This is a genomic window from Denitrobaculum tricleocarpae, assembly GCF_007004665.1.
Lineage (GTDB): Bacteria > Pseudomonadota > Alphaproteobacteria > Kiloniellales > Kiloniellaceae > Denitrobaculum > Denitrobaculum tricleocarpae.
The window spans coordinates 955,651-979,900 of sequence record NZ_ML660052.1; the positions used below are offsets into that span (position 1 = coordinate 955,651).

23 protein-coding genes and 1 pseudogene are annotated in these 24,250 nt (G+C 60.8%); 9 read left to right on the forward strand and 15 right to left on the reverse strand.

The window, feature by feature from the left end; translation table 11 throughout:
- Window positions 1-203: 203 nt before the first annotated feature.
- The 4 genes and pseudogenes from FKG95_RS04395 to FKG95_RS04405 all read left to right on the forward strand — a co-directional run bounded on the left by FKG95_RS04395 (window position 204) and on the right by FKG95_RS04405 (window position 2,977).
- A complete protein-coding gene (locus FKG95_RS04395) occupies window positions 204-1,607 on the forward strand; it encodes a formimidoylglutamate deiminase (protein WP_142895061.1) in 1,404 nt (467 codons plus the stop codon).
- 172 nt (window positions 1,608-1,779) lie between these two features.
- A pseudogene (locus tag FKG95_RS30420) lies at window positions 1,780-1,926 on the forward strand (TetR/AcrR family transcriptional regulator); the annotation flags it as partial.
- A complete protein-coding gene (locus tag FKG95_RS04400; protein WP_246116674.1) occupies window positions 1,927-2,301 on the forward strand; it encodes a hypothetical protein in 375 nt (124 codons plus the stop codon). It abuts the pseudogene before it with no gap.
- 13 nt (window positions 2,302-2,314) lie between these two features.
- Window positions 2,315-2,977 carry an NAD(P)H-dependent oxidoreductase gene (locus FKG95_RS04405; RefSeq protein WP_142895063.1) on the forward strand — a complete coding sequence of 221 codons (663 nt, stop codon included), beginning with the start codon at window positions 2,315-2,317 and terminating at the stop codon, window positions 2,975-2,977.
- A gap of 227 nt (window positions 2,978-3,204) precedes the next feature.
- On the opposite strand, the gene FKG95_RS04410 is transcribed toward FKG95_RS04405, so the two are convergent.
- Entirely contained in the window at window positions 3,205-4,128 is a 924-nt protein-coding gene (locus FKG95_RS04410) for a LysR family transcriptional regulator (protein WP_142895064.1), read from the reverse strand.
- A 103-nt stretch (window positions 4,129-4,231) separates the two neighbouring features.
- On the opposite strand from FKG95_RS04410, the gene FKG95_RS04415 reads away from it, so the two are divergent.
- Window positions 4,232-4,732 carry a lactoylglutathione lyase family protein gene (locus tag FKG95_RS04415; protein WP_142895065.1) on the forward strand — a complete coding sequence of 167 codons (501 nt, stop codon included), beginning with the start codon at window positions 4,232-4,234 and terminating at the stop codon, window positions 4,730-4,732.
- Window positions 4,733-4,813: 81 nt separating this feature from the next.
- On the opposite strand, the gene FKG95_RS04420 is transcribed toward FKG95_RS04415, so the two are convergent.
- From FKG95_RS04420 to FKG95_RS04460, 9 genes are all read right to left on the reverse strand, one after another.
- Complete coding sequence (locus FKG95_RS04420) at window positions 4,814-5,413, reverse strand: short chain dehydrogenase (protein WP_142895066.1); 600 nt, start codon at window positions 5,411-5,413, stop codon at window positions 4,814-4,816.
- 484 nt (window positions 5,414-5,897) lie between these two features.
- The gene (locus FKG95_RS04425) at window positions 5,898-6,458 is read right to left on the reverse strand and encodes a hypothetical protein (protein ID WP_142895067.1); all 561 of its coding nucleotides are present in this window, start codon (window positions 6,456-6,458) and stop codon (window positions 5,898-5,900) included.
- A gap of 82 nt (window positions 6,459-6,540) precedes the next feature.
- Window positions 6,541-7,755 carry an MFS transporter gene (locus tag FKG95_RS04430; protein ID WP_142895068.1) on the reverse strand — a complete coding sequence of 405 codons (1,215 nt, stop codon included), beginning with the start codon at window positions 7,753-7,755 and terminating at the stop codon, window positions 6,541-6,543.
- A gap of 121 nt (window positions 7,756-7,876) precedes the next feature.
- Entirely contained in the window at window positions 7,877-8,830 is a 954-nt protein-coding gene (locus FKG95_RS04435) for a fatty acid desaturase (RefSeq protein WP_218940059.1), read from the reverse strand.
- Between the two features lie 140 nt (window positions 8,831-8,970).
- Window positions 8,971-10,047: a flavin monoamine oxidase family protein gene (locus FKG95_RS04440; RefSeq protein WP_142895069.1), complete on the reverse strand. Its 1,077-nt coding sequence runs from the start codon at window positions 10,045-10,047 to the stop codon at window positions 8,971-8,973.
- 358 nt (window positions 10,048-10,405) lie between these two features.
- Entirely contained in the window at window positions 10,406-11,650 is a 1,245-nt protein-coding gene (locus FKG95_RS04445) for a cysteine desulfurase-like protein (protein ID WP_142895070.1), read from the reverse strand.
- 368 nt (window positions 11,651-12,018) lie between these two features.
- On the reverse strand, window positions 12,019-12,885 hold the full coding sequence (locus tag FKG95_RS04450) for a helix-turn-helix domain-containing protein (RefSeq protein WP_142895071.1): 867 nt from the start codon (window positions 12,883-12,885) through the stop codon (window positions 12,019-12,021).
- A gap of 213 nt (window positions 12,886-13,098) precedes the next feature.
- A complete protein-coding gene (locus FKG95_RS04455) occupies window positions 13,099-13,524 on the reverse strand; it encodes a hypothetical protein (RefSeq protein ID WP_142895072.1) in 426 nt (141 codons plus the stop codon).
- Between the two features lie 82 nt (window positions 13,525-13,606).
- Entirely contained in the window at window positions 13,607-14,671 is a 1,065-nt protein-coding gene (locus tag FKG95_RS04460; protein ID WP_142895073.1) for a permease, read from the reverse strand.
- Window positions 14,672-14,770: 99 nt separating this feature from the next.
- Between FKG95_RS04460 and FKG95_RS04465 the strand changes: the two genes are divergently transcribed.
- Entirely contained in the window at window positions 14,771-15,655 is an 885-nt protein-coding gene (locus FKG95_RS04465) for a LysR substrate-binding domain-containing protein (protein WP_142895074.1), read from the forward strand.
- A gap of 32 nt (window positions 15,656-15,687) precedes the next feature.
- On the opposite strand, the gene FKG95_RS04470 is transcribed toward FKG95_RS04465, so the two are convergent.
- Together FKG95_RS04470 and FKG95_RS04475 are read right to left on the reverse strand one after the other, a co-directional pair.
- Window positions 15,688-16,299 carry a pyridoxamine 5'-phosphate oxidase family protein gene (locus FKG95_RS04470; protein ID WP_142895075.1) on the reverse strand — a complete coding sequence of 204 codons (612 nt, stop codon included), beginning with the start codon at window positions 16,297-16,299 and terminating at the stop codon, window positions 15,688-15,690.
- A gap of 96 nt (window positions 16,300-16,395) precedes the next feature.
- The gene (locus FKG95_RS04475) at window positions 16,396-17,346 is read right to left on the reverse strand and encodes a glycine/sarcosine/betaine reductase selenoprotein B family protein (protein WP_142895076.1); all 951 of its coding nucleotides are present in this window, start codon (window positions 17,344-17,346) and stop codon (window positions 16,396-16,398) included.
- A 234-nt stretch (window positions 17,347-17,580) separates the two neighbouring features.
- On the opposite strand from FKG95_RS04475, the gene FKG95_RS04480 reads away from it, so the two are divergent.
- Complete coding sequence (locus FKG95_RS04480) at window positions 17,581-18,132, forward strand: DUF3012 domain-containing protein (protein ID WP_142895077.1); 552 nt, start codon at window positions 17,581-17,583, stop codon at window positions 18,130-18,132.
- A 99-nt stretch (window positions 18,133-18,231) separates the two neighbouring features.
- Here FKG95_RS04480 and FKG95_RS04485 read toward each other — a convergent pair whose 3' ends face one another.
- The 3 genes from FKG95_RS04485 to FKG95_RS04495 all read right to left on the reverse strand — a co-directional run bounded on the left by FKG95_RS04485 (window position 18,232) and on the right by FKG95_RS04495 (window position 21,053).
- Window positions 18,232-19,488 (reverse strand): glycosyltransferase, encoded by a 1,257-nt coding sequence (locus FKG95_RS04485; RefSeq protein WP_142895078.1) that lies wholly within the window; start codon window positions 19,486-19,488, stop codon window positions 18,232-18,234.
- A 73-nt stretch (window positions 19,489-19,561) separates the two neighbouring features.
- Window positions 19,562-20,284 (reverse strand): aspartate/glutamate racemase family protein, encoded by a 723-nt coding sequence (locus tag FKG95_RS04490; RefSeq protein ID WP_142895079.1) that lies wholly within the window; start codon window positions 20,282-20,284, stop codon window positions 19,562-19,564.
- A gap of 46 nt (window positions 20,285-20,330) precedes the next feature.
- On the reverse strand, window positions 20,331-21,053 hold the full coding sequence (locus FKG95_RS04495; RefSeq protein ID WP_142895080.1) for a GntR family transcriptional regulator: 723 nt from the start codon (window positions 21,051-21,053) through the stop codon (window positions 20,331-20,333).
- 233 nt (window positions 21,054-21,286) lie between these two features.
- Here FKG95_RS04495 and FKG95_RS04500 point away from each other — a divergent pair, with 233 nt between their 5' ends.
- Both FKG95_RS04500 and FKG95_RS04505 read left to right on the forward strand, forming a co-directional pair.
- Window positions 21,287-22,984, forward strand: coding sequence for a thiamine pyrophosphate-binding protein (locus FKG95_RS04500; RefSeq protein ID WP_142895081.1), 1,698 nt, complete (start codon window positions 21,287-21,289; stop codon window positions 22,982-22,984).
- 20 nt (window positions 22,985-23,004) lie between these two features.
- Window positions 23,005-24,147 (forward strand): enolase C-terminal domain-like protein, encoded by a 1,143-nt coding sequence (locus FKG95_RS04505; RefSeq protein WP_246116675.1) that lies wholly within the window; start codon window positions 23,005-23,007, stop codon window positions 24,145-24,147.
- Window positions 24,148-24,250 lie beyond the last annotated feature (103 nt).

Genomic DNA, 24,250 nt, shown 5'->3' on the forward strand with positions numbered 1-24,250 from the left:
GATTTTCTTCCTTGCCGTCACGCAGCGGTTCGTTTCGTCTTTTGATTTCAGTTGTATATACAACTTTGCAGTCGCGGTGTCTCGCTGATTGTGCCATTCTCTGCGGGCGGGTTTCCCCATAAATCTGAATTGCGGTAAATTGCCTTTCAGGTTCGCGATACGACGGCGAGATCTTTCCTTTTCATCTGGTGCTTCCCATCACAATGACCTCAGCTCCCCTTTCAGACGCGACCTCGGTCTTTGCGCCCACGGCTTTGCTGCCGGACGGCTGGGCCAATCATGTCCTCTTCGACCTCTCCGGCGAGGGCGACATCGACGGCGTGCATCGCGGCGTCATGGAGGCGGCGATCCCGGCGGGGACCCATCGCTGCAAAGGTCCGGTGATCCCGGGTATGCCGAACCTGCACAGCCATGCCTTTCAGCGCGCCATGGCGGGTCTCGCCGAACGCAGCGGGCCGAGCGACGATTCCTTCTGGACCTGGCGGCAGGTCATGTACGACTTCGTCGGACGCCTGACTCCGGAACAGGCCCAGGCCATTGCCGCCCAGCTCTATGTGGAGATGCTCAAGGCGGGCTATACGGCGGTGGGAGAGTTCCACTACCTGCATCACGGGCCGGACGGCCAGCCATACGACGACCTGGCGGAGATGTCGCGCCGGGTCATGGCTGCGGCCCGGCACACGGGGATCGGGATTACCCAGCTGCCGGTGCTCTACGGTTATGGCGGCTTCGGCGCTCAGGCGGCGGGCGAGGGGCAGCGGCGCTTTCTCAATGACCCGGAGCGCTTCCTGAAGCTGCTGGAGATCCTGTTCCAGGATGCGGCCGGCGACCCGCAGGCCCAGATCGGCTTCGCGCCCCATTCCCTGCGCGCCGTGACGCCGGAAACCCTGACGGCTGTTCTTGCGGGCGTGAAGGGCTTCGACTCCCATGCGCCGATCCACATCCACATCGCCGAACAGCTCAAGGAGGTCGAGGACTGCCTGGCCTGGTCGGGCCGCCGCCCGATCGACTGGCTCTTCGACAACTTCACGGTCGACTGCCACTGGTGCCTGATCCACGCGACCCATATGACCGCGCAGGAAACCGCGCGGCTGGCGGACTCCGGCGCGGTGGCCGGGCTCTGTCCCACCACCGAGGCCAATCTGGGCGACGGCCTCTTTCCCGCGGTCGATTACTTCGCCCAGGACGGCGCCTGGGGCATCGGTTCGGACAGCCACATCTCCATCAGCCCGGTCGAGGAACTGCGCTGGCTCGAGTACGGCCAGCGCCTGATCCACCGGGGCCGCAACCTGCTGGGTCCGCCGGGCGAGGGGCATTCGGTCGGCGCGGCGCTCTACGGCGACGCGCTCTTCGGCGGCGCGCAGGCCCTGGGCCGCAGGATCGGACACCTGGACAGCGGGTCCCGCGCGGACCTTGTGGTTCTGGATCCCGATCTGCCCTGCCTGCTCGGCAAGGAAGGCGATCTGCTGCTGGACGCGGCGGTCTTCGCCGGCAATCTCAACCCCGTCCGCGATGTTATGGTCGGCGGCCACTGGGTGGTGCAGGATGGCCGCCACCGGGACGAAGAGGCTGTCGTGCAGGGTTTCCGTGCGGCGCTTGGACTCTGAACAGGCCTCTCTTCAGACGATCCAGGGTCAAGACCCATAGACTGACGAAAAGCGTCGGATGACGGCAATGAGCCGATCTTGACCGACACATCGCATTTAAGCGCTGAGCGGTCGGGGAATAACGTAGCATATTCCGCTTGATATAGTAAAACGATCGTTTTACTATGTGGTAATGGACATCGAACAACGAATCATTTCTGCGGCTGAATTCAGCTTTGATCATAACGGTTTCACTGCCTCAGGAATGGACAAACTTACCGCCGCTGCGAACGTGTCAAGCAGAACGCTTTACAAACGCCTGGGAAATAAAAACAACCTGATGGCAGCGGTGTTGGCTCACCGGCGTCAACGGTTTTTCTCCGCCCTGGATGGCGCAAGCATTGACGAGATTTTTGCCCAATTGGCCAGTTGGTCCGAGTCGGAGGGGGCGCGAGGCTGTCTGTTCCTGCGCGCTCTGAGCGATGCGGGCACCTCCATCGACGAGGTTGCGGCCGAGGTGACAGTGTACCGCAAGGAACTGCATCTCTTGATCACGCGTCTGGTGCGGTCGGAAACCGGAGACGGCAACGCGGTGGAAGCCATGCTGGTGCTGTTCGAGGGTGCGGTCGCCGCTGCAAGCTATCGCGGAGTTGGTGCCATCCATGTGGCACGAACCGCCGCAGCAGTTCTCTTGAACGAATCGAGCGAACGGTAAGGGAACTGATCTGATGCGTCTGCTGACGGTTTTCGCCCACCCCTTCCAGACAAAGTATCCGTCCGCAGTCATGAACGCGTTCCACACTCCTCTAGTTGAGGCTGGGTATGACGTTGATATTCTCGACCTCCATCAGGAAGGGTTCGATCCCCGCTTTACCGAAGATGATCATGCGCATTTCTGGGGCGGCCCAGTTCCGCCAGAGATAGCAGCCGCCCATCAGCGCGTGAACGCGGCCGACCGACTCGCCTTCGTCTTTCCCGTCTATTGGTGGGGCATGCCGGCGCTGATGAAGGGGTGGATAGAACGGGTGTTCACGCAAGGATGGGCCTACAAGTTCGGTGACGGTGTGGAGGATCGGGGCAAGGGCGCGAAGTCGTCGTTGCTCGGCAACAAACCTACCGTACTCATTGGGATCGCGGGGTCGAAGCAGCCCACCTACGAGAAGTACGGATACGATGTAGCGATGCGTACACAGATCGACGTGGGCACCTTTGCCTACTGCGGGATTGCAGATGTGGAAAGTCATCTGATCTTTGATGTTGAAGGTGACCACAATGCTGACAAGCGTGATGCAGGTTTGAGCCAGGTACGCGAAGTTGCGACCGCGTTCATAGCGCCGAAACGCGTGCCGCGGGATGCCAAGGCTGAACATCTGCATCGCACGGTCGCGTGACGCGTTCCTCTTCCAAATGCCGGCAGTTCAGCGTACGAGGCATAGCGGCTTGGGCAAGTTCGTGTATAAAACCTAAGTGACGACCTCTCTTACAGGTTGCTACAAAGCTCACCCTTTAAGGCAAAGATGGATCGGCAACTCCATCCCGCACAGCCGACCTTGGCGGAGTGAGAGTTAATGGATCCTGACCTTAGTTGTGTTTTTTTACGCTGCTTGGCGCGGAAGGGTTAGTCGACAGATTCCGTTTCCGGACTGGAGACCCACAAGCACAAACCCGCCCCCAGTCTCCTGATCTCTTCTTCGGCCCAGCGGCATCGCGCAGGGAGTTTGCGTCCCGCCCGCGTGATCAGCCACAGCGCCTGTCGATGGGGCACCGTAAGGTCCACGATGGACAGATCCTCTGCGCGCGGGAAGGTCAGTATGCCGCTGCGGGGCAGGATCGTGTAGCCGACCCCGGCGGCGACCGAGGCGGGGATCTGGTTGATCTGATTGACAAAGCCACGCCGGCGGAGGGACCCGGCACCCTCGAACGCGGGATAATTGCCGGGCATCAACTGTTCCGCATAGGCCTGTCCGTCGGGATGATCGATGAAACCGAGCCGCTCCAGATCCATCCATCCGGGTGTGCCGGGCCCGGCAGCTGACGGCGTGATTAAACAGAGCTCTTCTTCTCCGATCTTTTGGGCCAGAAGTCTCTTCTGCTCGGGATCACTGTTGACCACGCCCAGATCGAGCGTCCCCTCCGCCACGGCCTCGATCACGCTCCGTTCCGGGGCCGCCTGCAGCGTCAGGCAAAGATCCGGGTGCTGGGCGAGGTAGGGGAGCAGCGCCGGGTAAAGCAGATTTGCGAAGCTTCCCGAAGCCGCGATGCCAACGGTCCCCGAATGAGGATCGTCACGGCCCAGAGTTTCGAGCAGGCGGGCCTCTTCCTCCCGGCGGCGCAGTCCGAACACGCGCAGATCCTCACCTGCGTCGGTCAGCAGAAAGCCCTTGCCGATACGTTGGAGCAGCGGCGCGCCGATCTGCTCCTCCAGCTTTCTGATCTGCTGCGAGACCCCGGGCTGGGTCATGTTCAGCCGCTTTGCCGTCTTCGTGAAACTCTCTTCCTCGGTGAGGGTGATGAAGCTTTCCAGCCAGTTGGCATTGATCATGGGAAGGTAAAATTATGTTATGGATATTATAACATATGATAATTTTTCATTTTGAAAAGCTTTGCCTAAATCTGGTGGGTCACTGCAACGAAAGGAGTGAAAAATGTTGCCGCAGCCCAGGAGCTTTTCCCACATAGGCCTCTCGGTTCCCGACCTCGACGCCGCCGTGAAATTCTATTCGGAGGTGTTGGGACTCTACGTCATCATGCCGCCGACCGAAGTCGTTGAAGATGACAGCGCCGTCGGCGTCATGTGCACGGATGTGCTGGGGGCGGGATGGGAGTCGCTGCGCATCGCCCATCTCTCGACAGCGGACCGTATCGGCATAGAGATATTCGAATTCACGGGCAACCGGACGCCCGAGAACAATCTGGATTACAAGAGCACCGGCCTCTTCCACTTCTGTATTCAGGATCCTGACGTCGAGGGTCTGGTCGAACGGATCGTCGCCAATGGCGGCAAACAGCGGATGCCCATACGGGAGTACTTTCCCGGAGAGAAGCCCTACCGCATGGTCTATGTCGAAGATCCCTTCGGGATTGTCTTCGAGATTTACAGTCACGGCTATGAGCTGACCTACTCCGCCGGCGCTTATCAGGCTTAAGGAGAGGCGATCCCCTGTTCCCCAGTGGAAAGGGGCCGACTTAGAAGAGGGGGTGGCCTTTGCCGTGGCAGCCTGATGCGGTCACTCCACGATGATCACCTGTCCGGTCACCACGCCCTCGACACTTTTGGCGTAGGCGCGTCCGACGCGGGCGGAAGGCACCCGCTCGTGGCCGGGAAAGAAGCTGCCGTAGCGTTCTTCGGAGACCTCCAGAAGACCCGGGCTGACCACGTTGATCCGCAGGCCGCGTGGCAACTCGACCGCCGCCCCGACCACAAAGCCGCCGAGCGCGCCGTTCGCCGTCGCGGCGCCGGTGCCCATCCGGATCGGATCGCGGTCGAGAACCCCACTCGTCAGGGTAAAGGATCCGCCATCGCTCACGTAGTCCAGGCCCCTCAGCACCAGATTGACCTGCCCCATGACCTTGTTGGTCAGACCAAGCATGAACTGCTCATGGGTGAAGTCGCTTAAGGGGCCGAAATGCACCTCGCCGGTGGTCGAGACGACCGCATCGACCTTGCCCACCTTGCGGTACATGGCCTCGATCGAGGCCGGATCTGCGATATCGACCTGAATGTCGCCGCTGCTGCGCCCCACCCTGATGATCTCGTGCCGGGCGGACAATTCGCCGCAGGCCGCACGGCCGATATCGCCCTCGGCGCCAACTGCAATGATTTTCAAGCTGTTATCTCCTTTTCAGAGGTGGACGAGGCGCTGGCGCCTGTCCGTCTGGCACCGGGTCTGCCAAGGCTATCATCTTGAAGTTACAGCGAAAAGCATCACCTGTGAGCAGGCGGTTAGACGAAAACCCGCCGATATGCTATAAAAGCGCAATGTTTGGTGGTTATCCTGCTTCCCGCAGGCGTTTTTGAGCAAAGCCGGAGGCGACGATGTTTAAAGGACCGCAGCCCTGGGGCGTCTAGCCCAAACTAACCAAAGCATGGCGTTTAAAGCGTGTGGCGTTCTATTGAGTAAGCTTATTCGAGAGCCGATCCGAGGCGGCGTTTGCGAAGCACAACGCGTTCGGATGGGATTGAGAATGCAGCTCGACGCGATATGCGTCCAGCCCAAACTAACCAAAAGCACGGCCTTTGACCCGAGTCGGGCCGCTTTGTGTTCAGCCCAAGCTAAGCAGGCTTTGGCGCTTCATCTCCCCGTTTCCGCCTCAATCCCGTAAATGATCGAAGTGCGCCTCGAACTGGCCCCGGGCCAGGCTGGCCAGCGCCGTGGCCTCCAGCATCTTTTCGATCAGATTTTCCATGGTGGCCCGCTTGCCCGCGGGGGTCATGGTCTTGAAGCTTTCGCGCTCGAAACCATCCATCTGGGCGTAGACCGATTCCAGGCAGTTGTAGAATTTCACCGTATGTCCCAGAAGCGCAGAGGGCAGCACGTGAAGCTCGCCCTTCAGGTCCTCGAAAAACCGCATGTTGCGGGCATAGACCATATGCACCGTGCGCCGGTCATCCTCCGCCAGGGCCCGCATCAGGGCTGCCGTCGAGGGGGATTTCTCCACCGCCTTGATCAGTTCCTCCTTGTTATGGCCGATCTCGGTGTAAAGCGCGTTGATCAGGCGCCGCTTGCTGTCGCGCTTGACCTTGGCGGTCACCCAGACGTCGTAAACCTTGCTGGCGGTGAAGACCGCCAGGGTCGCGACGCCGGCCACGACGGCACCCAGCACACGCGGGTCGGTGGTGACGAGGGCGAGTTCGCTGTTCAGGTCTGACATGACGGGCCGCAAACTGTTGGAGTCGGAGTGGCTCAAATTGCGGGCGAGTGTAACGGCCTTCTCAAGATCAAACGACAGTTAATCACTGTCGGGTCACCTCAATCTGGAGCGCGCCATAACTTCGCACGGCGCGCAGTTGGCTGAACAAAGCCGCGGCCAGTGAACATCCGAATGCCAGCACAACGAACAGAATACCGGCGCCCGGAGATGCCGCGCCCACGATGGCTCCGCCGGCCAGCGCGCCGAGGGGTCGCACACCGTAGATGGCGGTCTGAATCACCGCGTTGACCCGGCCGAGCATCTGCGCCGGGGTGACCAACTGGCGGATGGAGTTCTGCACGATCAGCCACATGGAGGGCCCGAAGCCGAGCAGAAAGAAGCTGGCGTAAATGGCCTCGACGGGGCCGTTCGGAGGAATGGCCAGCAAGGCAAGGATGGCCAGAACGGAGCTGCCCGGACCGAAAAGCAGGATGATGTTGGGCGAAATCCGGTGTGAAAAACGGCTCGATAACCAGGACCCGATAATGGCTGCGCCGCCGAAGGCCGAGAGGGCAATTCCGAAAACGCCGGGATCCGCACGGTAGTGGTCCAGGATCAGGGGGACCATGGCCACCAATAGGGCGGCGAAGGCCAGGTTCCAAAAGATCGCGCAGGCGGCAATCGGGCGCAGCAGAGGGTGCCGGACCACAAGCGCGCCGCCCTCCAGGACCATCTTTAACAGCTTTTCCCTTTTTTGCGGCGCTTCCGGCAACCTGGGAAGCTTCAGCGTCACGGCGAGTGCGCCGAACGCACAGAGGGCGGCGCCCCCGAAGACCAGCCGGGCGGCTTCCCCGTCGACGAGAAGACCGATGGCAAGTGGCACGGCGAAGGAGGCGACGGCGCGCGGAATCTCAATCCGCGCATTGGCCGGTGCCAGGTTTTCCGCTTTCACGACCTTCGGGATGATCGACAGGGCGACCAGCACGAAGAGCACGATACCGCAGCCGGACAGGAGGATCGTGATCGCGAAGAGAGGGAGGTTCGCCAGGGTGACACTGACTGTGACCCCGAGAAAGCCTGTCAGCGAAATCGCCGTAGCTGCGATCGCGACGGATCGCGGCTGCAGCCGGTCGACGATGATGCCGGAGGGGATCGACCCCAAGAGGTGGGCCATCGCCTGACAGGCGACCAGCACGCCGATGGTTTCGGGCGAGGCCTGAAAGACCAGGGCGGCGACCAGCGGAACGGCGACCAGCGCAATCTGGTCGGCAATATGCAGGCCATACGCGGCCTGCGTTAAGCGGTCGATGACGTTCATGAGCCGGTTCCCCTGCGAAGCGGCTCAGACGTTAACCGGCGGCTCTATTGACCCGCTATCCGATTGTTGCGGTCGAACTCGATTTAAAGAGAGAGATGAAGAAGGCGGCGGCGCAGATCTGTCAGCGATGCCCGGCGGCCTCGTCTCCCCGCCCCGAGAAACTCCGCAATAGTTTCAAATGAAACTTTCCATAGCCCTGTTCCGTGACCTTCAGGTGCGGCGCGGTCAGCGCGTGGAACTGGGCCAGCTTGTGAAAGGGAACGGCGGGGAGGGCGTGATGCTCCGCGTGGTAGGGCATGTTCCAGGCCAGAAAGCGCACCAGTGCCGAGGTGAAGGTCGTGCGGCTGTTGGCCAGCATGTCGGTGACCTGCGGGCAGCCCGTGTGTTCGGCCAGCAGATAGGCGCGCAGGAAGGGCTGCCCAACGAGGGCGGGCAGCAGCCAGACCCAGATGAGGACATCGGACTGAAGAGCCAGGGAAAGCACGGCCAACCCAGCGTACAGCGCGAGGAACAGACGGGCTTCGCGCGTGATCTTGGCGGTGCCCTTGGGCGGCACGAAGGCGTCGCGATTGCGGCCCGCCGCGTTGATCACCAGAGTCCGCAGATGCGACGCCCAGACCGGTAGGCCGGAGAGATACTGCAGATATGCGCCGAGACTGTCCGGCTTTGGCTTCGCCAGTTCCGGATCGTGTGCCGGGTCGTTGGTATAGCGGTGGTGCGCGAAATGGAAGCTGCGGAACCAGTCCGGCGGCAGGAGCAGCAGGAACCCGCTGACGGTCGCGACCAGCTTGTTCAGGGCGGGACTCTTGAAAGCGGTCTTGTGGATCGTCTCGTGCAGCGCGGTGAAGAGAAAGACGATCAGAATGCCTTGGAGCGGGATCAGCAGGGACCAGAAAGGCACTTCCAGCAGGATCAGACCACCCAAAATGAGGATCGCACCCCAATGCAACACCAACTGGCGCAGGCCCGGCAGGTCCGAGCGGGCAATGAGCTCTTTTAGCTGTGCCGGACTCAAATCGGCGATCAGGCTCTTGTGATCCTGTTGTTGCATCATCTTCATCGATTGCTGTGGCATTTGTATGTCATAACGAAAAGGAGTCTAGCACGGCGGGGCCCGTTTTGCAGGCGATGTTATAGGGAGTTCAGTGGAGAAAAACTCTGCCCAAGCCAGTGCCGTCAAATGGGGATAACCGAAGAACAAAGCGCCGCATCCGGTTAAGGCGTTGCTTCCTCCGCCGCGACCAGAGCGCCTTCGAGAAAGCCGCCCTGACGGGATGCGGCTTCCGTCGCGCAGAAGACCAGCTGTCCGTCCCAGATCTTCTGCGCCGCAGGGGGTAAACCATAACGGGGGTGACTGGTGAGCGGGGCGAGGTCATCCGCCGTGGCGGTCAGAGGATCCTCGACCCAGTCCTTTAAAAACAGTGCCTTAGGCTGTGCTGCCTCCGGTCCGAACAGCCGCTCGAACTGGGCGGTTGCGGCGGAGCGCAGAGCTTCCGGATCGATGCTCCGGCGCTGCTCGGCGGGAATGCCCAGAAAGCCGAAGAGCGCACCGGGCCCTTCCGGCGGCGAAGCGTCGTGGATCTCCATGGCCGGTCCCACATGGCTGAAAGCATGGCCCGAGAGGCCTTGCGTCCGCCAGAACGGCCGATCGTAAACGGCGACCACCTTGGCATGCCCCGCCATCCAGGTCGGGATTGCGATCAGGGCTTCGCGCAGGTTCTGGGGGAGTGCAGGGATAAGTTTTATGGACCGCAGAGCCACGCGCGGCGGCAGCGCGAGCAGAACCCGTTCTGCCTCGATGACCTGGGTTTCGCCAGCCGTTTGCAGGGAAACCTCAAGCTTTATGCCGTTTTTGGTGATTCCCGTGACCCGGCTCGAGCGCCGGAGACGCTCTGGCGGCAGGCGCCCGGTGAGCGCGTCGATCACGCGGGCCATACCTCCCGCGACCCTGAGGCTGACCGGGGTCATGCCGGGGTTTCTGAAAGTCTCCACCCCGCGCTGCGGATCTTCGTACCGCGAGGCGCCGCTGCTGAATTGTTGAAAGCTCTCGACACCCAGTTCCCGGAGCAACCGGGCCATGCGCGGCTGGTCCGGCCAGTACCAGGTCGGGCCCAGATCGAACGCCCAGGGGACATTGGATCCGTCATGGCTTTCAGGCGCCTCGGAGAGAATGCGGCCACCCATGCGATCGCGGCCCTCGACCAGCAGAAAATCCTGCTTTTGCTGAAGCAGTCGCGTGGCGGCGTAAAGGCCACTCAGACCGCCGCCGACAATCAGGGTTTCCGTCTTCATTCTCGCTCATCGCCCATTCTGCCGCTTGTCTTCAAGCCAGGGGAGGATGCAGCCATCATAACTCTGATGCTAACTCGGCTGCTTCCTGCATCCCGTTCTCCGGTTGTCGCAACTGGCTCCATACTTATATCTATCTACTAATTGATAGATATGCGACTCAAATTGGATTGGAAGGGTATATCTGTCAAGCGATATCGCGGCCAGGGCGGGTGACAACCAAGCCTTTTCCGGGGGATAAAATCCCGCAAGCAACTGATCTGTATATCAGACCGGAATGTTCCGGGTTGCGTATACAGTTCTTCCTGCTGTGCGGGATTTCCGGAAGACCCTGTTGCCGCCGCGCTGTAAGGGCGGGGGATTACTTTCCGATTGCCGCGAGGCATTCCAGGGTGCGATCGATCTCGGCTTCGGTGTTGTAGTGGGCGATCCCGATTCTGACGATCCCTTCGTCCTCCGGAATGCCGAGCTGACGGACCACCTCAAGGGCGTAGTTATGACCATCCCAGATAAAGATGTTGTTGTCGCTCAGGGTCTTGGAGACGAGGGAAGGTTTATGGCCGTTATAGCTGAAGGAAACGGTCGGCACGCGGTGATCGATCCGGTTCAGATTGGTGATGCCGTGAATGGTGACTTCGGGGAGCGCCTGGAGCCCTTCGATCAACTGGATGGCCAGCGGCCTTTCGTAGGCGTGTGCGGCTTCGAAGGCGGCAAGGATTTTTTCCCGCCGGGAGCCACTGGACCCGGTCTGGCTTCCGAGCCAGGCGAAGTAGTCCACGCTTGCCGTGAGGCCGGCCAGCAGCTCGATCTGCGGCGTGCCGGTCTCGAACTTTCCCATCAAGTCATCGCCGACGCAGCGGCATTTGTAGGCCGGAAGCCCGCGAAGAACCTCCGGGCGGCCCCAGACAATGCCGATGTGCGGACCAAAGAACTTGTAAGCGGAGCAGGCGAGAAAGTCGCAACCGATATCCTGAACGTCGATCGCCCGGTGCGGCGCCAACTGTACGGCATCGATGTAGACCAGCGCGCCTGCCTCTTTGGCCAATGCGGTTAAGGCCTTCACATCGTTGATAGATCCGGTCAGATTGCTGGCATAATTGAAGGCGATCAGGCGGGTGCGCTCGCTGAGATTGGCGGCCAGCGTTTCCGGCTCGACCTGCCAGGTTTCAGTATCGAAGGGCAGCCACTTGACCACCAGTCCCAGATCCTCGGCGATGGTCAGCCAGGGCGCGACGTTGCCTTCGTGGTCCATCCGGGTCAGCAGGATCTCGTCACCGGGCTTGAAGTCGCGGCAGATGCTGCGGGCCAGATGAAAGGTGATGCTGGTCATGTTCGCGCCGATGATGATCTCGTCCGCCGAGGCGGCGCCCAGGAAGTCCGCCATGGCGCGGTGGGCCTCTTCGACCACTTCGGCGGCGGCGAGGGTGGTCGGGAAGTAGCCGCCGAGGTTGGCATTGCTGTTGATCAGGCAGTGAGCCACGGCGTCTGCCACGCTCTGTGCAACCTGCGTTCCCGCGGGATTATCAAGGTAAATTCTAGCGCGGTTATTGTCCTCAATTGACAGGGCGGGAAAGGCCTCGCGCACGCGCTCGATGGGAAAAGACATAAACGATCGGTCCTTATCGGATCCCGAAAAGCGGGATCGCCTCTAAAGGTAGTGTGACATAGATAGACGACAACCGTCATCCGGGAACATCATCCTAAGGGATGACACGATAAACAGGGGTGGCGGAACGCTCTTGCGCCTGTCACGTTTAACTGCATTCTTGAGGTCATCCGAGAGCGTTAAATTTCTTAAAAACGCTGCCTTGGATTTCCGGCCGAAAAAAATCTTTCCGATTGAACGTGACACGAGCTCAACGCGGCGGGAGAACGCGACATGCCCGGCGTTTCCAGCGTCGCTCCAGCGCTGTTGTTCCACAAGATAGGAAGTCTACGTATTTTTTCCAGGGGCGCTTCAGGGGCTGCTGTGATTCAGAGCGAATCCCGCAGTTCGTGAACCGAAGACATGAAGAGCGCGAAGAGCTCGGCCTGAGACGAAATCTCAAGCTTCGCATAGGCATTGCGCCGATGTGATTTCACTGTGGGCAGGGCCACGCCCAGATTCAGCGCGACCGATGTCGAGGAGTGTCCCAGGAGTACCAACCGGATCACCTGACGTTCCCGTTCGCTCAGCACATCCTGCCCGAAGTTCATAAAAAGACGTTCGAGCAGTGGTGCTTCCAGTTCGGGTGCCAGGAGGTGTGATGCGACCTCCCAGTGTTTCCGGATCAGGGCGTGAAGAAAGGAGAAGACGCCTCTGAGCTCCGTGACGTTCCCCGCCGTAAAGCCGCCGCCCGCTTCCTTTTTGGAGAGGGAGACTTCGACCAGGGTTGAGGGATCGATCGGCATGACGAGCAGCAGCTCCTGCATGCCGGACGGCCAGTCCTCGGTCAGAAACCCGATTTCTTCGTAGCTGTCCACACGCAGCCGAAAATCCTGTTGCCGGTTTTCAAGGTCGCAGGGGGCAGGCATGAAATTCTTCATGAAGTAAACGCCCGGTTCCACACCCTTGCGCAGGGCCTGATAGAATGGGTTCAGGACATAGGTGTTCTTGAGATAGTTGTTCAGTCCCTTGCGGTGGCGTGCGGCGGTGATGCTGTCGTGCAGCCGCGCAGGAGCCGCGTCCTTGCGATACAGAAAAACGATCAGGAATTCGAAGTGGAGAATGTCCCCCAGGGCGCTCGATAAAAGCGCGAAAAAATCGTCACGTCCGATCGCTGAGACCAGCTCGTCGGCACGGTCTCGGATCAGTTTCGGGCTGCTGGCACCACGCGGTTTCGTAGAGTTACCCTGCGGCATAGGAAGACTTTTTTTGCAATCCCCGACGCGATGCTTTCAGAATCCGTTCGCGGCGCAGTCGGGTGAAGGTTGAGAGTAAATTTCCATATAATTCAATTAGCTGCGGTCCGAAACAGCAGTTAGGACCGGATCTCTTCTGCAATCGCAAACGACGAAAGAAATTTTCGCGCAAAGAGTTTACACGAAATCGGCCGGGCTTTAACCCTTGTCTCTTCAATCCCCCAAGGCTGGAGCGAACGCCCCCAGTGCCGCTTCGAGGTCTCTCAGCGGCAGATATCCGAAGCCGATGCGCAAGATGCGTTGATCTTCCCCAAACCAGCGGCCGTCTGATATCTGAAGGTCGTACTGAGCCTGGCTGTCGTAAAATCGCTCCACCGCGGCACCCTGCGTCATCAGCGGCTTCTCGCCATCGATGCCGCAACGTGCCCCGATGAGCGCGCGGAGCTCGGGATCGCGACGCGAGGCGCCGTATTCCAGCGGCATGGCGAGAAAGCTGTCGAGCTCTTGCGGGCCGATCAGGTCGCGTGGGTCGAGATTTTCTCCGGTGCCGCCGGCCAGGTCGTGCCGGCGGTGAAGATCCGGCAGCGACATGATGCCGTTTTCCGGAAAACGGCTCTTCGAACTTTTACCGTCGGGCATAAAAGTCTGTCTGTGGGGATGGAAACACAAGACACGGAAGGTAGTTGGCTCCACCGGGCCCTGTCATGCGGGAATTTGGCGCCTATGCCATTAGTGACAGTGCGAGGCCGAAAAGCCACCCGCAGAGGATGGCGCTCAGCACCGCCATAACCACATAGAAGAGAAATACGGGCAAGCGAACCAGCGCGAAGACCGGGATCGCGGCCCAGGCGCTGGTGATGCCGCCGGCGATCAGGAAGGCCATGGCCGGGCCCTGTCCCATGCCGCTGTCGATCAGTGCACGGATCAGCGGCAGGGCGGCATATCCGTCCAGGTAAATCGGCGCACCCACAACCGCAGCCGCCGGGACCGACCACCAGTCGTCGCCGCTCGCGAAGCGGCCGACAAAATCAGGCGGAAGAAAGAGCTGCAGGGCGTATTCCGCGATAAAGGCGGCAAAGAGCCAGGTGATCATCAGGCGGCCGTTGCCCAGGCAGGACGTCAGGAAGGTTTTGCGTCGTGCCGCCGAGTGCCAGAAACGCCAGTAGAGGTCTTGATGAGTTGCTTCACTGCATCCGCTCGCCGTACCGCAGCTCTTGCCAAGACTTTGGGAGAGCGAAGCCTTTGCCGGATGCCTGAAGCGGCCCGCGGCGATGATGACCGCGGTCACGCTACCGCCAAAGAGACCAATCACGAAGGCCGAGAGGGTTTTGCCAATTGCGAAGGAACTGCCCAGGGTACCTGCGGTAATCGCCAGCATCCCCGGGTCGGTGATCGGAGAAGAAAGCCAGAACGCCATAATAGGGGCGAGCGGGACACCGCCCGCCAGCAGTCCCGCGACCAGAGGCAGAACCGATACGCCACAGACCGGGGTCAGGGCGCCGATCAGCGCGGCCAAAAGGATCATCCGAACCGGGCGGCCCCGGAAAGCGGCCGCGATCAGCGCCATGCTGCCGCTGGCGTGTACGCCCGCCGTCAGAAACAGACCCAGCGCGATCATGGGCAGGATCAGGATAAGGTTCTTCAGCGCAAAGACCGTGGCTGCCCAGGCATGTCCCGGCCAGAGCAGGGCTGCCGTCACGACGGCTAGGAGAAATCCAAGCTTTACCAGGCTTTTTAGGGGCGGAAAACCGCGTTCCGCCGCGCGTTTTGGGAGGTCCAGACTCATGCGAGGGCTTTCCTGCTTTTGAGAGATCCGTTGCATTTTCAGAGCAGGAGGATCGCGTAGGGCTAGAAATCGCACAAACGAATAGTTACTATATTAGGTATGAATAAAAACGATCGATCTATCGCCACGCTCGACAGCGAGCTTTTGCGCAGTTTCATCGTCGTGGCACGCCGTGGGAATGTGACCCGTGCGGCGCGCGCGCTTCACAAAACACAGTCTGCACTAAGCGTTCAAATCAAACAGCTGGAGGAGCGGCTCCGGGTCACGCTTTTCGCCCGGGAAGCGCGCGGCGTTACCCTAACCGAGGCAGGGGAGACTTTGCTGCAATCCGCCGAACCGATCGTCCGTCAACTCGATCAGGTCGCGGCGTCTTTTGCGCAGACTCCCGTGACTGGTGTCGTACGGGTCGGCATTCCGGACGAATACGGTACGAGTATTCTGCCGGACGTTCTCGCAGCCTTTGCCGCCCGCCACCCGCAGGTTCAGGTTTCCGTGCGCTGCGGCTTCAGCGTCGATTTCGATACCATGGTGGATCGGGGAGAGCTCGACCTTGCGGTCACCACCAGTGATCATCTGCCTGTTGCGGTCAAGGCCAGGGTTCTGTTGGAAGAAGAAACGCTTTGGGTTTGCCGCAAAGGCTTCCCGTTCTCCTCAGGCCAAACGGTACCACTTGCGCTGTTTGAGCGGAGCTGTTGGTGGCGCGATGTGGCGGTGTCGGCGCTGCAATCGGCCGGGCGTCCCTACAGGATCGCTTATTCAAGCGACAGTGTTGCCGGGGTCAAGGCGGCCATCGCTTCGGGTCTGGCAGCCGGCATGATCGCGCGCAGTACACTCGAACCCGGAATGCAGATCCTTAAGCCGGAAGACGGCTTTCCCGAACTGCCGGTCTCGCACCTTCTGCTGCTGCGTGGCGAAGGAACCGATACAGTCGCGGTAGAGGCCATGTCCGAGGCAATTGTCTCGGCCTTCACGGACGACAGTTAGATTTTAGCCCGGTTAGGTGTTTGCTCAGGGGGTTACCAAAGCGTCTTTTGCGCGCGCGCGTCCCAGGCCTGGTCGTAGTCTTCGCCGCCAACGCGGCTTTCGGTCATGGAAGCCAGGATTTGACCGGGCGTCGGAAGAGATTTTTTATCCACGTGGTGTTCCGGATTCCAGAGTTTGGAACGCACGATGGCCCGGGCGCATTGGAAGTAAAGTTCGTCGATTTTCATCACGATCACCGAGCGCGGCGGCTTCTCCTTGACGGCGAAGGAAGCCAGGAGTTCAGGATCGGTATCAAGATGCGCACGGCCGTTCACCCGGATGCAGTTGCCGTGACCCGGGATCAGGAACAGCAGCGCCGCGCGTGGATCCCGAACGATGTTGCGCAGGGAGTCGACCCGGTTGTTGCCGCGCCGGTCAGGCATCATCAGCGTCTTTGAATCGTGAACCCTCACGAACCCGGCCAGGTCACCGCGTGGCGAGCAGTCCAGCCCCTCGGGGCCGCTGGTGGCGAGCGCCGCAAAGGGCGCGGCCTCGATAAAGCGCCGGTATTCCGGTGTGATCTTCTGTGCAACCTTGACCAGGGAGGCTTCGCCCGGCTGGCCATAGATGGCTTCCAGTTCCTCGACAGATGAGATGATCGACATGCAGGGGCTCTGGTTCGTTGAAAAGATGAGGAACAGTCTGACACAGCCGCAGCGGGCTCACCACTTCCCTTGAAGCAGCACTGCCATGCAGTCCGCTTACGCGCGGCTCTTTTCCCGCTCGCGTTTTGCAATGTCCTTCTGGCGGTCGAAGTCGGCACGCAGGTCGCGGATCTGCTGATCCGAGAGGCGTTCAATGTTGTAAAAGTCCTGCTTCCAGTCTGGATCGTCACTCCACCGGAGGGGCGACTGGACCGTTGTGCGCGGGCCGGGCGCTGCCGCCAGGGTCTGCAGCGCAAGCCCCAGCGTAAAAGCCTGTGAGGCCTCGTCGTTCGGCTTACCTGCGGCGTTACCCAGGGGAAAGTCGCTGAAGAGCAGGCGGGGCACGCCGACATGCTCCACGATGTCTTTGGCGCAGGCCATCACGACGGTTGGAATGCCGTTGGCCTCGAGGTGCCGCGCGGTCAGCGAGACGGTCTGATGGCAGACCGGGCAGTTCGGCACCAGAACGACCGCATCGGCGCCTTCCTCCGTGATCCGCTCCAGAATTTCCGGGGCGTCCTGGGTCAGGGTCGTCTTCTGGCTGCGGTTGGTCGGCACGCCGAGCAGGCTCCGCGTCAGGCCGCTGATTTCACCTTTTGCCGCACATTGCTTCATCTGCGCGAGCGGACACCAGCTTCGCATATCCTCCGCCGTCGTATGCTGCCGGTCATAGCTGATGTGAGAGATCCGCAAGTCGGGTTCGCTGTCGCTTGACAAAGTATATACGCGATGGAATTTGGCCGCGCCGTTGTAAGCTGCGCCCGGGCCCTGATCGCCTTTGTCAGGCTGGTAGGGCGCCGCGGTCGTCACCAGCGCCAGACGGCAGTCCGCGAGGGGTTTCGTCAAAGGTGTAAAGGGCACGCTGCTGTAGTGTGCCCAGACGTAGGGTTTGCCGTAGCCCAGGGCCTGATAATAACTGCGGATGCGCGCGAGGTAGGGGATCGGGATATCCTGCTGCGCGGCGAAGCTCAGGTGCTCGTCAGTGGATGTTTCGGGGCTGTCAGGCATTACAAGATCGGTTCCCGCGGTAATCGTCTGCATAGACAGGAGGAGCACCAACCCTCGACCCGCCAGGCTGTCAGGACAACAAAAATTTCAAGGAAGGTCAAAAAAAGCCCCCCGCGCGGTTTCCCGCGAACGATTACCCGCCGTTGTCGTTTTTTCAACGAATGTCGGTCAGACTCGCAGGGATCGTGTCCTGTTCGACCCCTTAAGATACCTGTCCGGAAAGGGACTGAGAACGTGAGAAGTCTAAAGCTCGTGTTGTTTGCCGCAGCCATGGCCCTGTCACCTGCAGGCACCCAGGCCCTGGAAGCCTCTGCGCATCGGGAGGTAGTTTCCAAGGCCTTCGACAACTTCGAAGCAATTATGTTCGCGCCCTTGAAAGTCGATCAACGCACGCCAGTCGCCGGAGTGAGAGCCATCTGTCAGTCTGTGCAGGAGAGCCTTAACCAGTTGGTCGCCAACGCCGAGAGACGAGAGTCTCTGGAACTGCCCGATACACTTGAGGAGGCGCAGGCGTTGAACAACTTTCTCGCAACCCGCTTTCGGGCCCTGCAAACGCGGATGACGCAGTCGAGCGACCGGATCCAGGCTTCCGGCAAAATCATCGAGACTCACTGTCCTGAACTGAGTGTTCAGCAAAACCTGGCGCAAACCGCCATGCAGATCGCTCTCGCACAGTATACGCCTGAAGGCTGGTGCCGCGCCATGTCGCAGAAGCCTGAAGCAGATTGGAGCGCGCAGGACAACACATACTTCATGAGGTTCTGCAAGACCGGGAATTCGAACTGAGGCTTTGGGGCTATCCATCTCTTCGTCGCGAGAGCCTGGGGACAATCATAGCCCAAGCCGAAGGTCTGAGGTGACCATCAGGCTTTAGAGCCTCGCTGGTCACGCAAGACTCCGCTCTATCACCTCCGCGGCGCCTTTGGCGCCCTGTTCGGCGCGGATTGTCTCGCCCAACGCTTCAGCGCGGTCGATTACCGACGGATTGTGCGCCTCTTCCAGCGCTCTTGCCAGGTTCTCCGCGGTCAGGCGTTTTTGCGGAACGGGGGCCGGGCCTACGCCAAGCACTTGCACACGGTGACCCCAATAAGGCTGATCGACGCCCAGTGGGCAGAGAACGCTGGGACGGCCCCAGCGCAGGCCTTCGTGCGTGGTGCCCGCGCCGCCGTGATGCACCACCGCGGAACAGCGGGGGAAGAGCCAGGAGTGAGGCGCCCGTTCAAGCACGTGGATGTCACGGCTCTCGCCAAGGTCTCCCAGACCGCCCCAACCCGTGGCCAGGATGCCGCGTCGGCCGCAAAGCTCAAGGGCGCCGGTCACCGCCTGAGTGGTGCGTTCGACGTCGCTCGACGGCATGCTGCCGAAGCCGATGTAGACAGGTGGCGGTCCCAAATCCAGAAAGCGCGTAAGATCTTCCGGGGCTGCCCAGTCCTGTTCGGCTGAGCTGAACCAGTAACCGGTGATTTCCTCGCGGGCATCCCAGTCGGCGGGCCTGGGCTGAATGTTGCGGCTGTAGCCGTGCAGGCGCGGCAGTATCCGCCCGGCCGGGTCGTAACCGGCAAAGAAGTCGCGGGGGTAGGGTGTCGAGAGGCCGAGAGTCTGCTCGCGCCAGCGTTTTTGAAAGCCCGCCTGACTCCAATAGGTCAACCAGCCGAAGGCTCTGTGGCTCAGTTGGTTTGCGAAGTCTCCAAGCTTCATGCCCGGTAGGAGAAATTGCGGGAATTCGCGGGTTTCAACGAATCCCGGCTGCAGGGTCGTGGGGATCGCCGGGATCCGCAGGGCTTCGGCGATATGCTGCGCCGCCCCGCTTTTGGGGTGATAGATCAGTAAATCAGGTTTGGCCTCGCGCGCCACTTCCCAGGTCTCGTCGAGCAACCTGCGCATCAGTGGCCTGAATTGGCGCCAGGCACGGATCTTGGCCGTGAAGCCGGCGAGTGCCTCCTGAATTTCCGGCGATTCGAGCAAGGCCCGGATGTCGATCGAGAGCGGCGCGGGCGTGAGCCCGGCCGTTTCGATCATCTCATCGAAATCTCGCGAACAGGAAAGCGTGACCTCGTGTCCGCGGTCCAGGAGCGCCCGACCAAGGGCCAGGTATGGCTGAACGTCGCCGCGCGAGCCCATGGTAAAAATCAAAATCTTCATCCGGCCACTTTAAGTGCCGTCGTGGCGATGGCCAAAGCTAAGATTGTGATCCGTGAACTATCTGGTTTGCGAACTACAGGCCTTGCGGAAAAACGCGTGGCGCCAGGGCGGACTGGAACCAAAGAATGTAGCTGTAGATACTGTAGACCGGCAGACCGGTCGCGGCGCGCACATCCGCGGCGAAGGGCACCATGTTGGTGCATTCCAGAACAATCGCACCTACATCCGGATTCGCTTCCTTGAGGTCACGGGCGGCATCGATCAGATCCAGGCGGCTGGCTTCGATATCCAGTTCCTCCTCGTCATCGAGGATGACCCGGCTGAACTCGCGCAGGCCGTCGGTCCCGCCCACCGGCGTATCGAGCGGTACGCGCGCCGCCTGCAGGTGCTCTTCCGATAGGCTCTTGCGGGAGATGGTCAGAATGCCGCAGCGCTTGCCCGGTGGCAGCAGGCGGTTGACAGCCTCGACCTGCATGAGAGAAGAGGTCGCCACGGGCACACCGCAAGCCTCGGCAAGCTGGTCCTGAAAGAGCGAGAGGAAACCGCAGTTGGTGGTGATGCCGTCGGCCCCCTGCGCGACCAGAGCCTTTGCGTCGGTCAGGAAAGTATCGAGCAAACCTTCCGCCCGGTTCCGTACCACCCGGTCCGGCGAAGCGCCGCTGACCACCTTGTAATGGACTGGGAAGGGCCAGGTCAGGGCGTTACACATATCTCCCTGAATACGGGGAAACCGGGTTTCCAGCATCAGGATTCCCACGCTGGCGCCGTACAGACTTTTTCCGCCTTTGACTTTCATATCCGTCTTACGCTTCTCGCGTCTTTGGGCTTTGCCCTGCTCTGAACTAACCTTCTGTGCCTGCAGCAAGTGGACTTCCTGCCAGTGGACCCTGCACGTCGGGCAGGTAGAGGGCCGAATAGCCCGCGCGGGCATAGGCGATGATCTGGTCCAGGCGTTTTTCGATATGGCCGCGCAGAATGCGGCGGCAGGCCTCGGCATCGCGCGCGGCCAGCCGGGTCAACAGCTGCCGGTGTTCGCCGCGCGTGACCGAGATTCGCTGTTCCATATCGAACCAGCGGACAAAACGGATCCGGGCGTTGATGTTGCGCAAGCGTTTTACCAGCTCGTTGTTGCCTGACAGGCCGACCAGGGTTTCGTGAAAGTGCTCGTCGTAAGCGACCAGTTCCTTTGCGCTTTTGCCTTCATAATTCTGGCCGTTGGTCCTGAGGTCTTCATGCAGGGCTTCGATATCCTCGTCACTGGCACGTTCGCAGGCGAGGGTGATCGCAGCCTCTTCCAGGATCACGCGAAGCTCGTAGAGATTAAAGATCTGCTGCGGATCCAGGGCCCGGCAAAAGAATCCCTTCCCGGGCTGAAAGACCAGAAGCTCCTCAGCCACCAGACGGTTAAGGGCCTCTCGGACCGGTGTGCGGCTGGCACCGAGCGACTTCGCCAGGGTGCCTTCATTGATTCGTTCATCCGGTTTGATAGCGTAGCTCGCGGCCAGTTCCCTGACCGCATCGTAAATACGATCGACGCTTGCCGGGTTCATGGTTTCACCAGGCATTTGTGCTCCTCCCGTCCGCTTCCTCAGCACGGGTTTGCGGGCCTGCAGCTAACGTATTGCCTCAAACCTGAAGCCACTTTCCGACAGCTGCCGGAAAGTTATGGCACCTGCTTGACTCTCGTGCAATGCAAATCATACAGTTCTGTATACAGAAAAATATGCAGGGATGCGCGCAGGCGGAGTCTCTGTGTTCCGAGGACTTAAGGCGTCCTCCAACTCGACGGGTGAATGGAATGACCGCAGGTGGAAATGAGCTGACCGGTGCCGAGGCGATGGTGCGGATGCTGCAGGCTCATGGCGTCAAACACATCTTCGGGCTCTGCGGCGATACGACCCTGCCGCTCTACGACGCGCTCTTCCGTCTCGATCACGGGATTGAGCACATTCTCACGCGTGATGAACGCCATGCTGCTTATATGGCCGACGCCTACGCGCGGGTGTCGGGCAGGGTGGGAGTATGTGAGGGGCCCAGCGGCGGCGGCGCGACCTATATCCTGCCGGGACTGGTTGAGGCCAACGAATCCTCCGTGCCGATCCTGGGGATCACGACCGACGTCTCCGTCTCGGCGCGGGGGCGATACCCTTTGACCGAGTTGGACCAGAACAGCCTCTTTCGTCCACTCACCAAATGGAACACGGTGATCGATCAGGCCGAACGTCTGCCCGCCATGGTGCGGTCCGCCTTTCGGGCCATGACAACGGGCCGGCCGGGTGCTGCACATATCGGGCTGCCGTTCGACGTACAGAAAGCCGCGGTGTCGGAGAGCGAGATCTGGGCACAGCCGGAACTGGGCAGTTATCCGGCCTGGCGGGCCGGTCCTGCGCTTCAGGCTGTCGAGCGGATGGTCGAGGCGCTGCTGTCGGCTAAAAACCCCATGGTCATCTGCGGTGGCGGGATTGTGATCTCCGGGGCGGAGAGCGAACTGCAGAGCTTCGCCGAGGCCCTGAACATGATCGTGGCCACGACCATCAGCGGGCAGGGGAGTTTGGCCGACAGCCATCCGCTCTGCCTCGGTGTTGTGGGCAGCAATGGCGGCGTTCCTGAGACCCGGGAGGTGATAGAGGAAGCCGATCTGGTCCTCTTCATCGGCTGCCGCGCCGGTTCGGTCACCACCGAGCGCTGGCGTTGTCCCAAACCCGGCCAGCGGATTCTGCATATCGATGTCGATCCCATGGTGATTTCGGCCAACTACGAGACCGAGGTCGCCTTGAACGGGGATGCGCAACTTGCCCTCCGCATGGCCAATGAGGTTCTGGCGCAATCGGGCGAAAAGCGTGATTTCGGCGGCACCGCACGGATTGCCAAAGCCAAGAAGATCAAGTTTGCCGACTTCGAAGAACGGGCCGCCAGCAATGATTCGCCGATCCGGCCCGAGCGGGTGGTATCGACACTGGGCCGCTTGCTGGACGACGACGCGATCGTGGTGGCGGATCCCGGGACACCCTGTCCGTTCTTCTCGGCCTTTTACCGGAACGGCAAGGCCGGACGGCAATTCATCACCAACCGCGCCCATGGTGCTTTGGGCTACTCGGCCGCAGCCGTGCTCGGCGCATACTATGGGCGGCCCGGTGCCAAATGCGTCTCGGTGATGGGGGATGGCAGTTTCGGCTTTACGGTCGGCGAGTACGAAACCGTGATGCGCAAGAACCTGCCGGTCACCTATGTGGTCTTCTCCAATTCGGTCTTCGGCTGGATCAAGGCGGGGCAAAAGAGCGGCTTCGGCGAGCGCTATTACTCGGTCGATTTCTCCCGCAGCGATCACGCCGGCATCGCCGCGGCCTATGGATTGAAAACCTGGCGGGTCGAAGACCCCGCGGATCTGGAAGGTGCGATAAAGGCTGCACTTGAGGCGGACGGCCCAACCCTCGTCGACGTGATTGCACAGCCGCTGCAGGACGCGAATGCTCCTGTCAGTGAGTGGGTTGCATGAGCGAAACGGGGGGCAGGAGCATGACGCACCATAGCATGACGCATCAGAAGGACAGCATCGAACGCATGACTGTTTGGCATGCGGCGTTGCCGGTGCGCTCGGCGCGTGATCACGGCAGCGGCCTAGTGGCCGATAAAGTCGATGTCGTGGTGATCCGTCTGGAGACCGCAAGCGGGGTCTTTGGTTTCGGGGAAGCCTCGCCCTGGGCGGTTTTTACCGGCACCGCCGAAGCGACTGCGGCAGCCCTGGACCGCTACATCAGGCCCGTGGTCCTGGGGGCGGATCCGGCGGACATCCCTCTGATCATGGCTGATGCGAACCGGGCGATCGCCGGCCACACGGAAGCCAAGGCGGCTCTGGAAACGGCGCTGCTGGATTGCCGTGGCCGTGCCATGGGCCTGCCGGTTTGGGCGTTGCTCGGCGGCCGGTACCGCAAAGAGATTCCATTGTCGATCTCACTGGCCAACCCGGACTTCGATGCCGACATGGACCTGCTGGACGAAGCCTGGGCAGGAGGCATACGCATGATCAAGCTCAAGACCGGCGTTCAGAGCCATGCTTTCGACATCGAGCGGCTGGAGCGCTTGCGAAAGGCCTATCCCGAACTCAACATCCGGGTCGACTACAATCAGGGCCTGCAGCCCTTCGGCGCGCTGCGCAGGCTCAAGGATGTCGAGCAGTTTAAGGTCACCTTCATCGAGCAACCGGTGCCTGGCTGGAATCATGAGGCCATGGCCAGGTTCACTGCCGCACTGGAGACCCCGATTCTTGCCGACGAAACCGTTTTCTCCCCCGGGGACGCCCATAAAGCGGTGAAAGGACGGCTCTGCGATGCGATCTCGGTGAAGATCATGAAAACCGGCGGCCTGCGCCGGGGGATGGAGGTCGCGGCGATCGCCGAATCCGCCGGCATGCCTGCCTACGGCGGCGATATGTTCGAGAGCGGGCTCGCGCACCTCGCGGGAACCCATATGATTGCCGCCACGCCCAATATTTCGCTCGGCTGCGAGTTTTATCAGGCCCGCTGGTATCTGGAAGAAGACATCCTGCGCGAAGCCTTTCCCTGCGATAACGGCAAGGTTGCAGTCCCGGAGGGACCGGGTCTCGGATTTGATGTGGATCTGGAAAAACTTGCTCACTACGCCGCGGATACAAGACAGTAAGGCTTGCGCTCCACGAGTGCCGCGTTCAAGCTCAATGGTTGGTGCGATCCTACGAGAAAAATTCCGGGTTGGGGGAGATGCAAGACGTGAGGGGACGTGACGC

Excerpts from the sequence above, each read along its gene's own strand:
- FKG95_RS04460 (WP_142895073.1), bottom strand. The coding sequence starts at position 14,671 with ATGAGTCTGGACCTCCCAAAACGCGCGGCGGAACGCGGTTTTCCGCCC.
- FKG95_RS04500 (WP_142895081.1), top strand. The coding sequence starts at position 21,287 with ATGACCGCAGGTGGAAATGAGCTGACCGGTGCCGAGGCGATGGTGCGG.
- FKG95_RS04395 (WP_142895061.1), top strand. The coding sequence starts at position 204 with ATGACCTCAGCTCCCCTTTCAGACGCGACCTCGGTCTTTGCGCCCACG.
- FKG95_RS04415 (WP_142895065.1), top strand. The coding sequence starts at position 4,232 with ATGTTGCCGCAGCCCAGGAGCTTTTCCCACATAGGCCTCTCGGTTCCC.
- FKG95_RS04475 (WP_142895076.1), bottom strand. The coding sequence starts at position 17,346 with ATGCCTGACAGCCCCGAAACATCCACTGACGAGCACCTGAGCTTCGCC.
- FKG95_RS04495 (WP_142895080.1), bottom strand. The coding sequence starts at position 21,053 with ATGCCTGGTGAAACCATGAACCCGGCAAGCGTCGATCGTATTTACGAT.
- FKG95_RS04450 (WP_142895071.1), bottom strand. The coding sequence starts at position 12,885 with ATGCCGCAGGGTAACTCTACGAAACCGCGTGGTGCCAGCAGCCCGAAA.
- FKG95_RS04455 (WP_142895072.1), bottom strand. The coding sequence starts at position 13,524 with ATGCCCGACGGTAAAAGTTCGAAGAGCCGTTTTCCGGAAAACGGCATC.
- FKG95_RS04410 (WP_142895064.1), bottom strand. The coding sequence starts at position 4,128 with ATGATCAATGCCAACTGGCTGGAAAGCTTCATCACCCTCACCGAGGAA.
- FKG95_RS04430 (WP_142895068.1), bottom strand. The coding sequence starts at position 7,755 with ATGAACGTCATCGACCGCTTAACGCAGGCCGCGTATGGCCTGCATATT.
- FKG95_RS04425 (WP_142895067.1), bottom strand. The coding sequence starts at position 6,458 with ATGTCAGACCTGAACAGCGAACTCGCCCTCGTCACCACCGACCCGCGT.
- FKG95_RS04490 (WP_142895079.1), bottom strand. The coding sequence starts at position 20,284 with ATGAAAGTCAAAGGCGGAAAAAGTCTGTACGGCGCCAGCGTGGGAATC.
- FKG95_RS04470 (WP_142895075.1), bottom strand. The coding sequence starts at position 16,299 with ATGTCGATCATCTCATCTGTCGAGGAACTGGAAGCCATCTATGGCCAG.
- FKG95_RS04445 (WP_142895070.1), bottom strand. The coding sequence starts at position 11,650 with ATGTCTTTTCCCATCGAGCGCGTGCGCGAGGCCTTTCCCGCCCTGTCA.
- FKG95_RS04405 (WP_142895063.1), top strand. The coding sequence starts at position 2,315 with ATGCGTCTGCTGACGGTTTTCGCCCACCCCTTCCAGACAAAGTATCCG.
- FKG95_RS04435 (WP_218940059.1), bottom strand. The coding sequence starts at position 8,830 with ATGCCACAGCAATCGATGAAGATGATGCAACAACAGGATCACAAGAGC.
- FKG95_RS04505 (WP_246116675.1), top strand. The coding sequence starts at position 23,005 with ATGACGCACCATAGCATGACGCATCAGAAGGACAGCATCGAACGCATG.
- FKG95_RS04400 (WP_246116674.1), top strand. The coding sequence starts at position 1,927 with ATGGCAGCGGTGTTGGCTCACCGGCGTCAACGGTTTTTCTCCGCCCTG.
- FKG95_RS04485 (WP_142895078.1), bottom strand. The coding sequence starts at position 19,488 with ATGAAGATTTTGATTTTTACCATGGGCTCGCGCGGCGACGTTCAGCCA.
- FKG95_RS04440 (WP_142895069.1), bottom strand. The coding sequence starts at position 10,047 with ATGAAGACGGAAACCCTGATTGTCGGCGGCGGTCTGAGTGGCCTTTAC.
- FKG95_RS04465 (WP_142895074.1), top strand. The coding sequence starts at position 14,771 with ATGAATAAAAACGATCGATCTATCGCCACGCTCGACAGCGAGCTTTTG.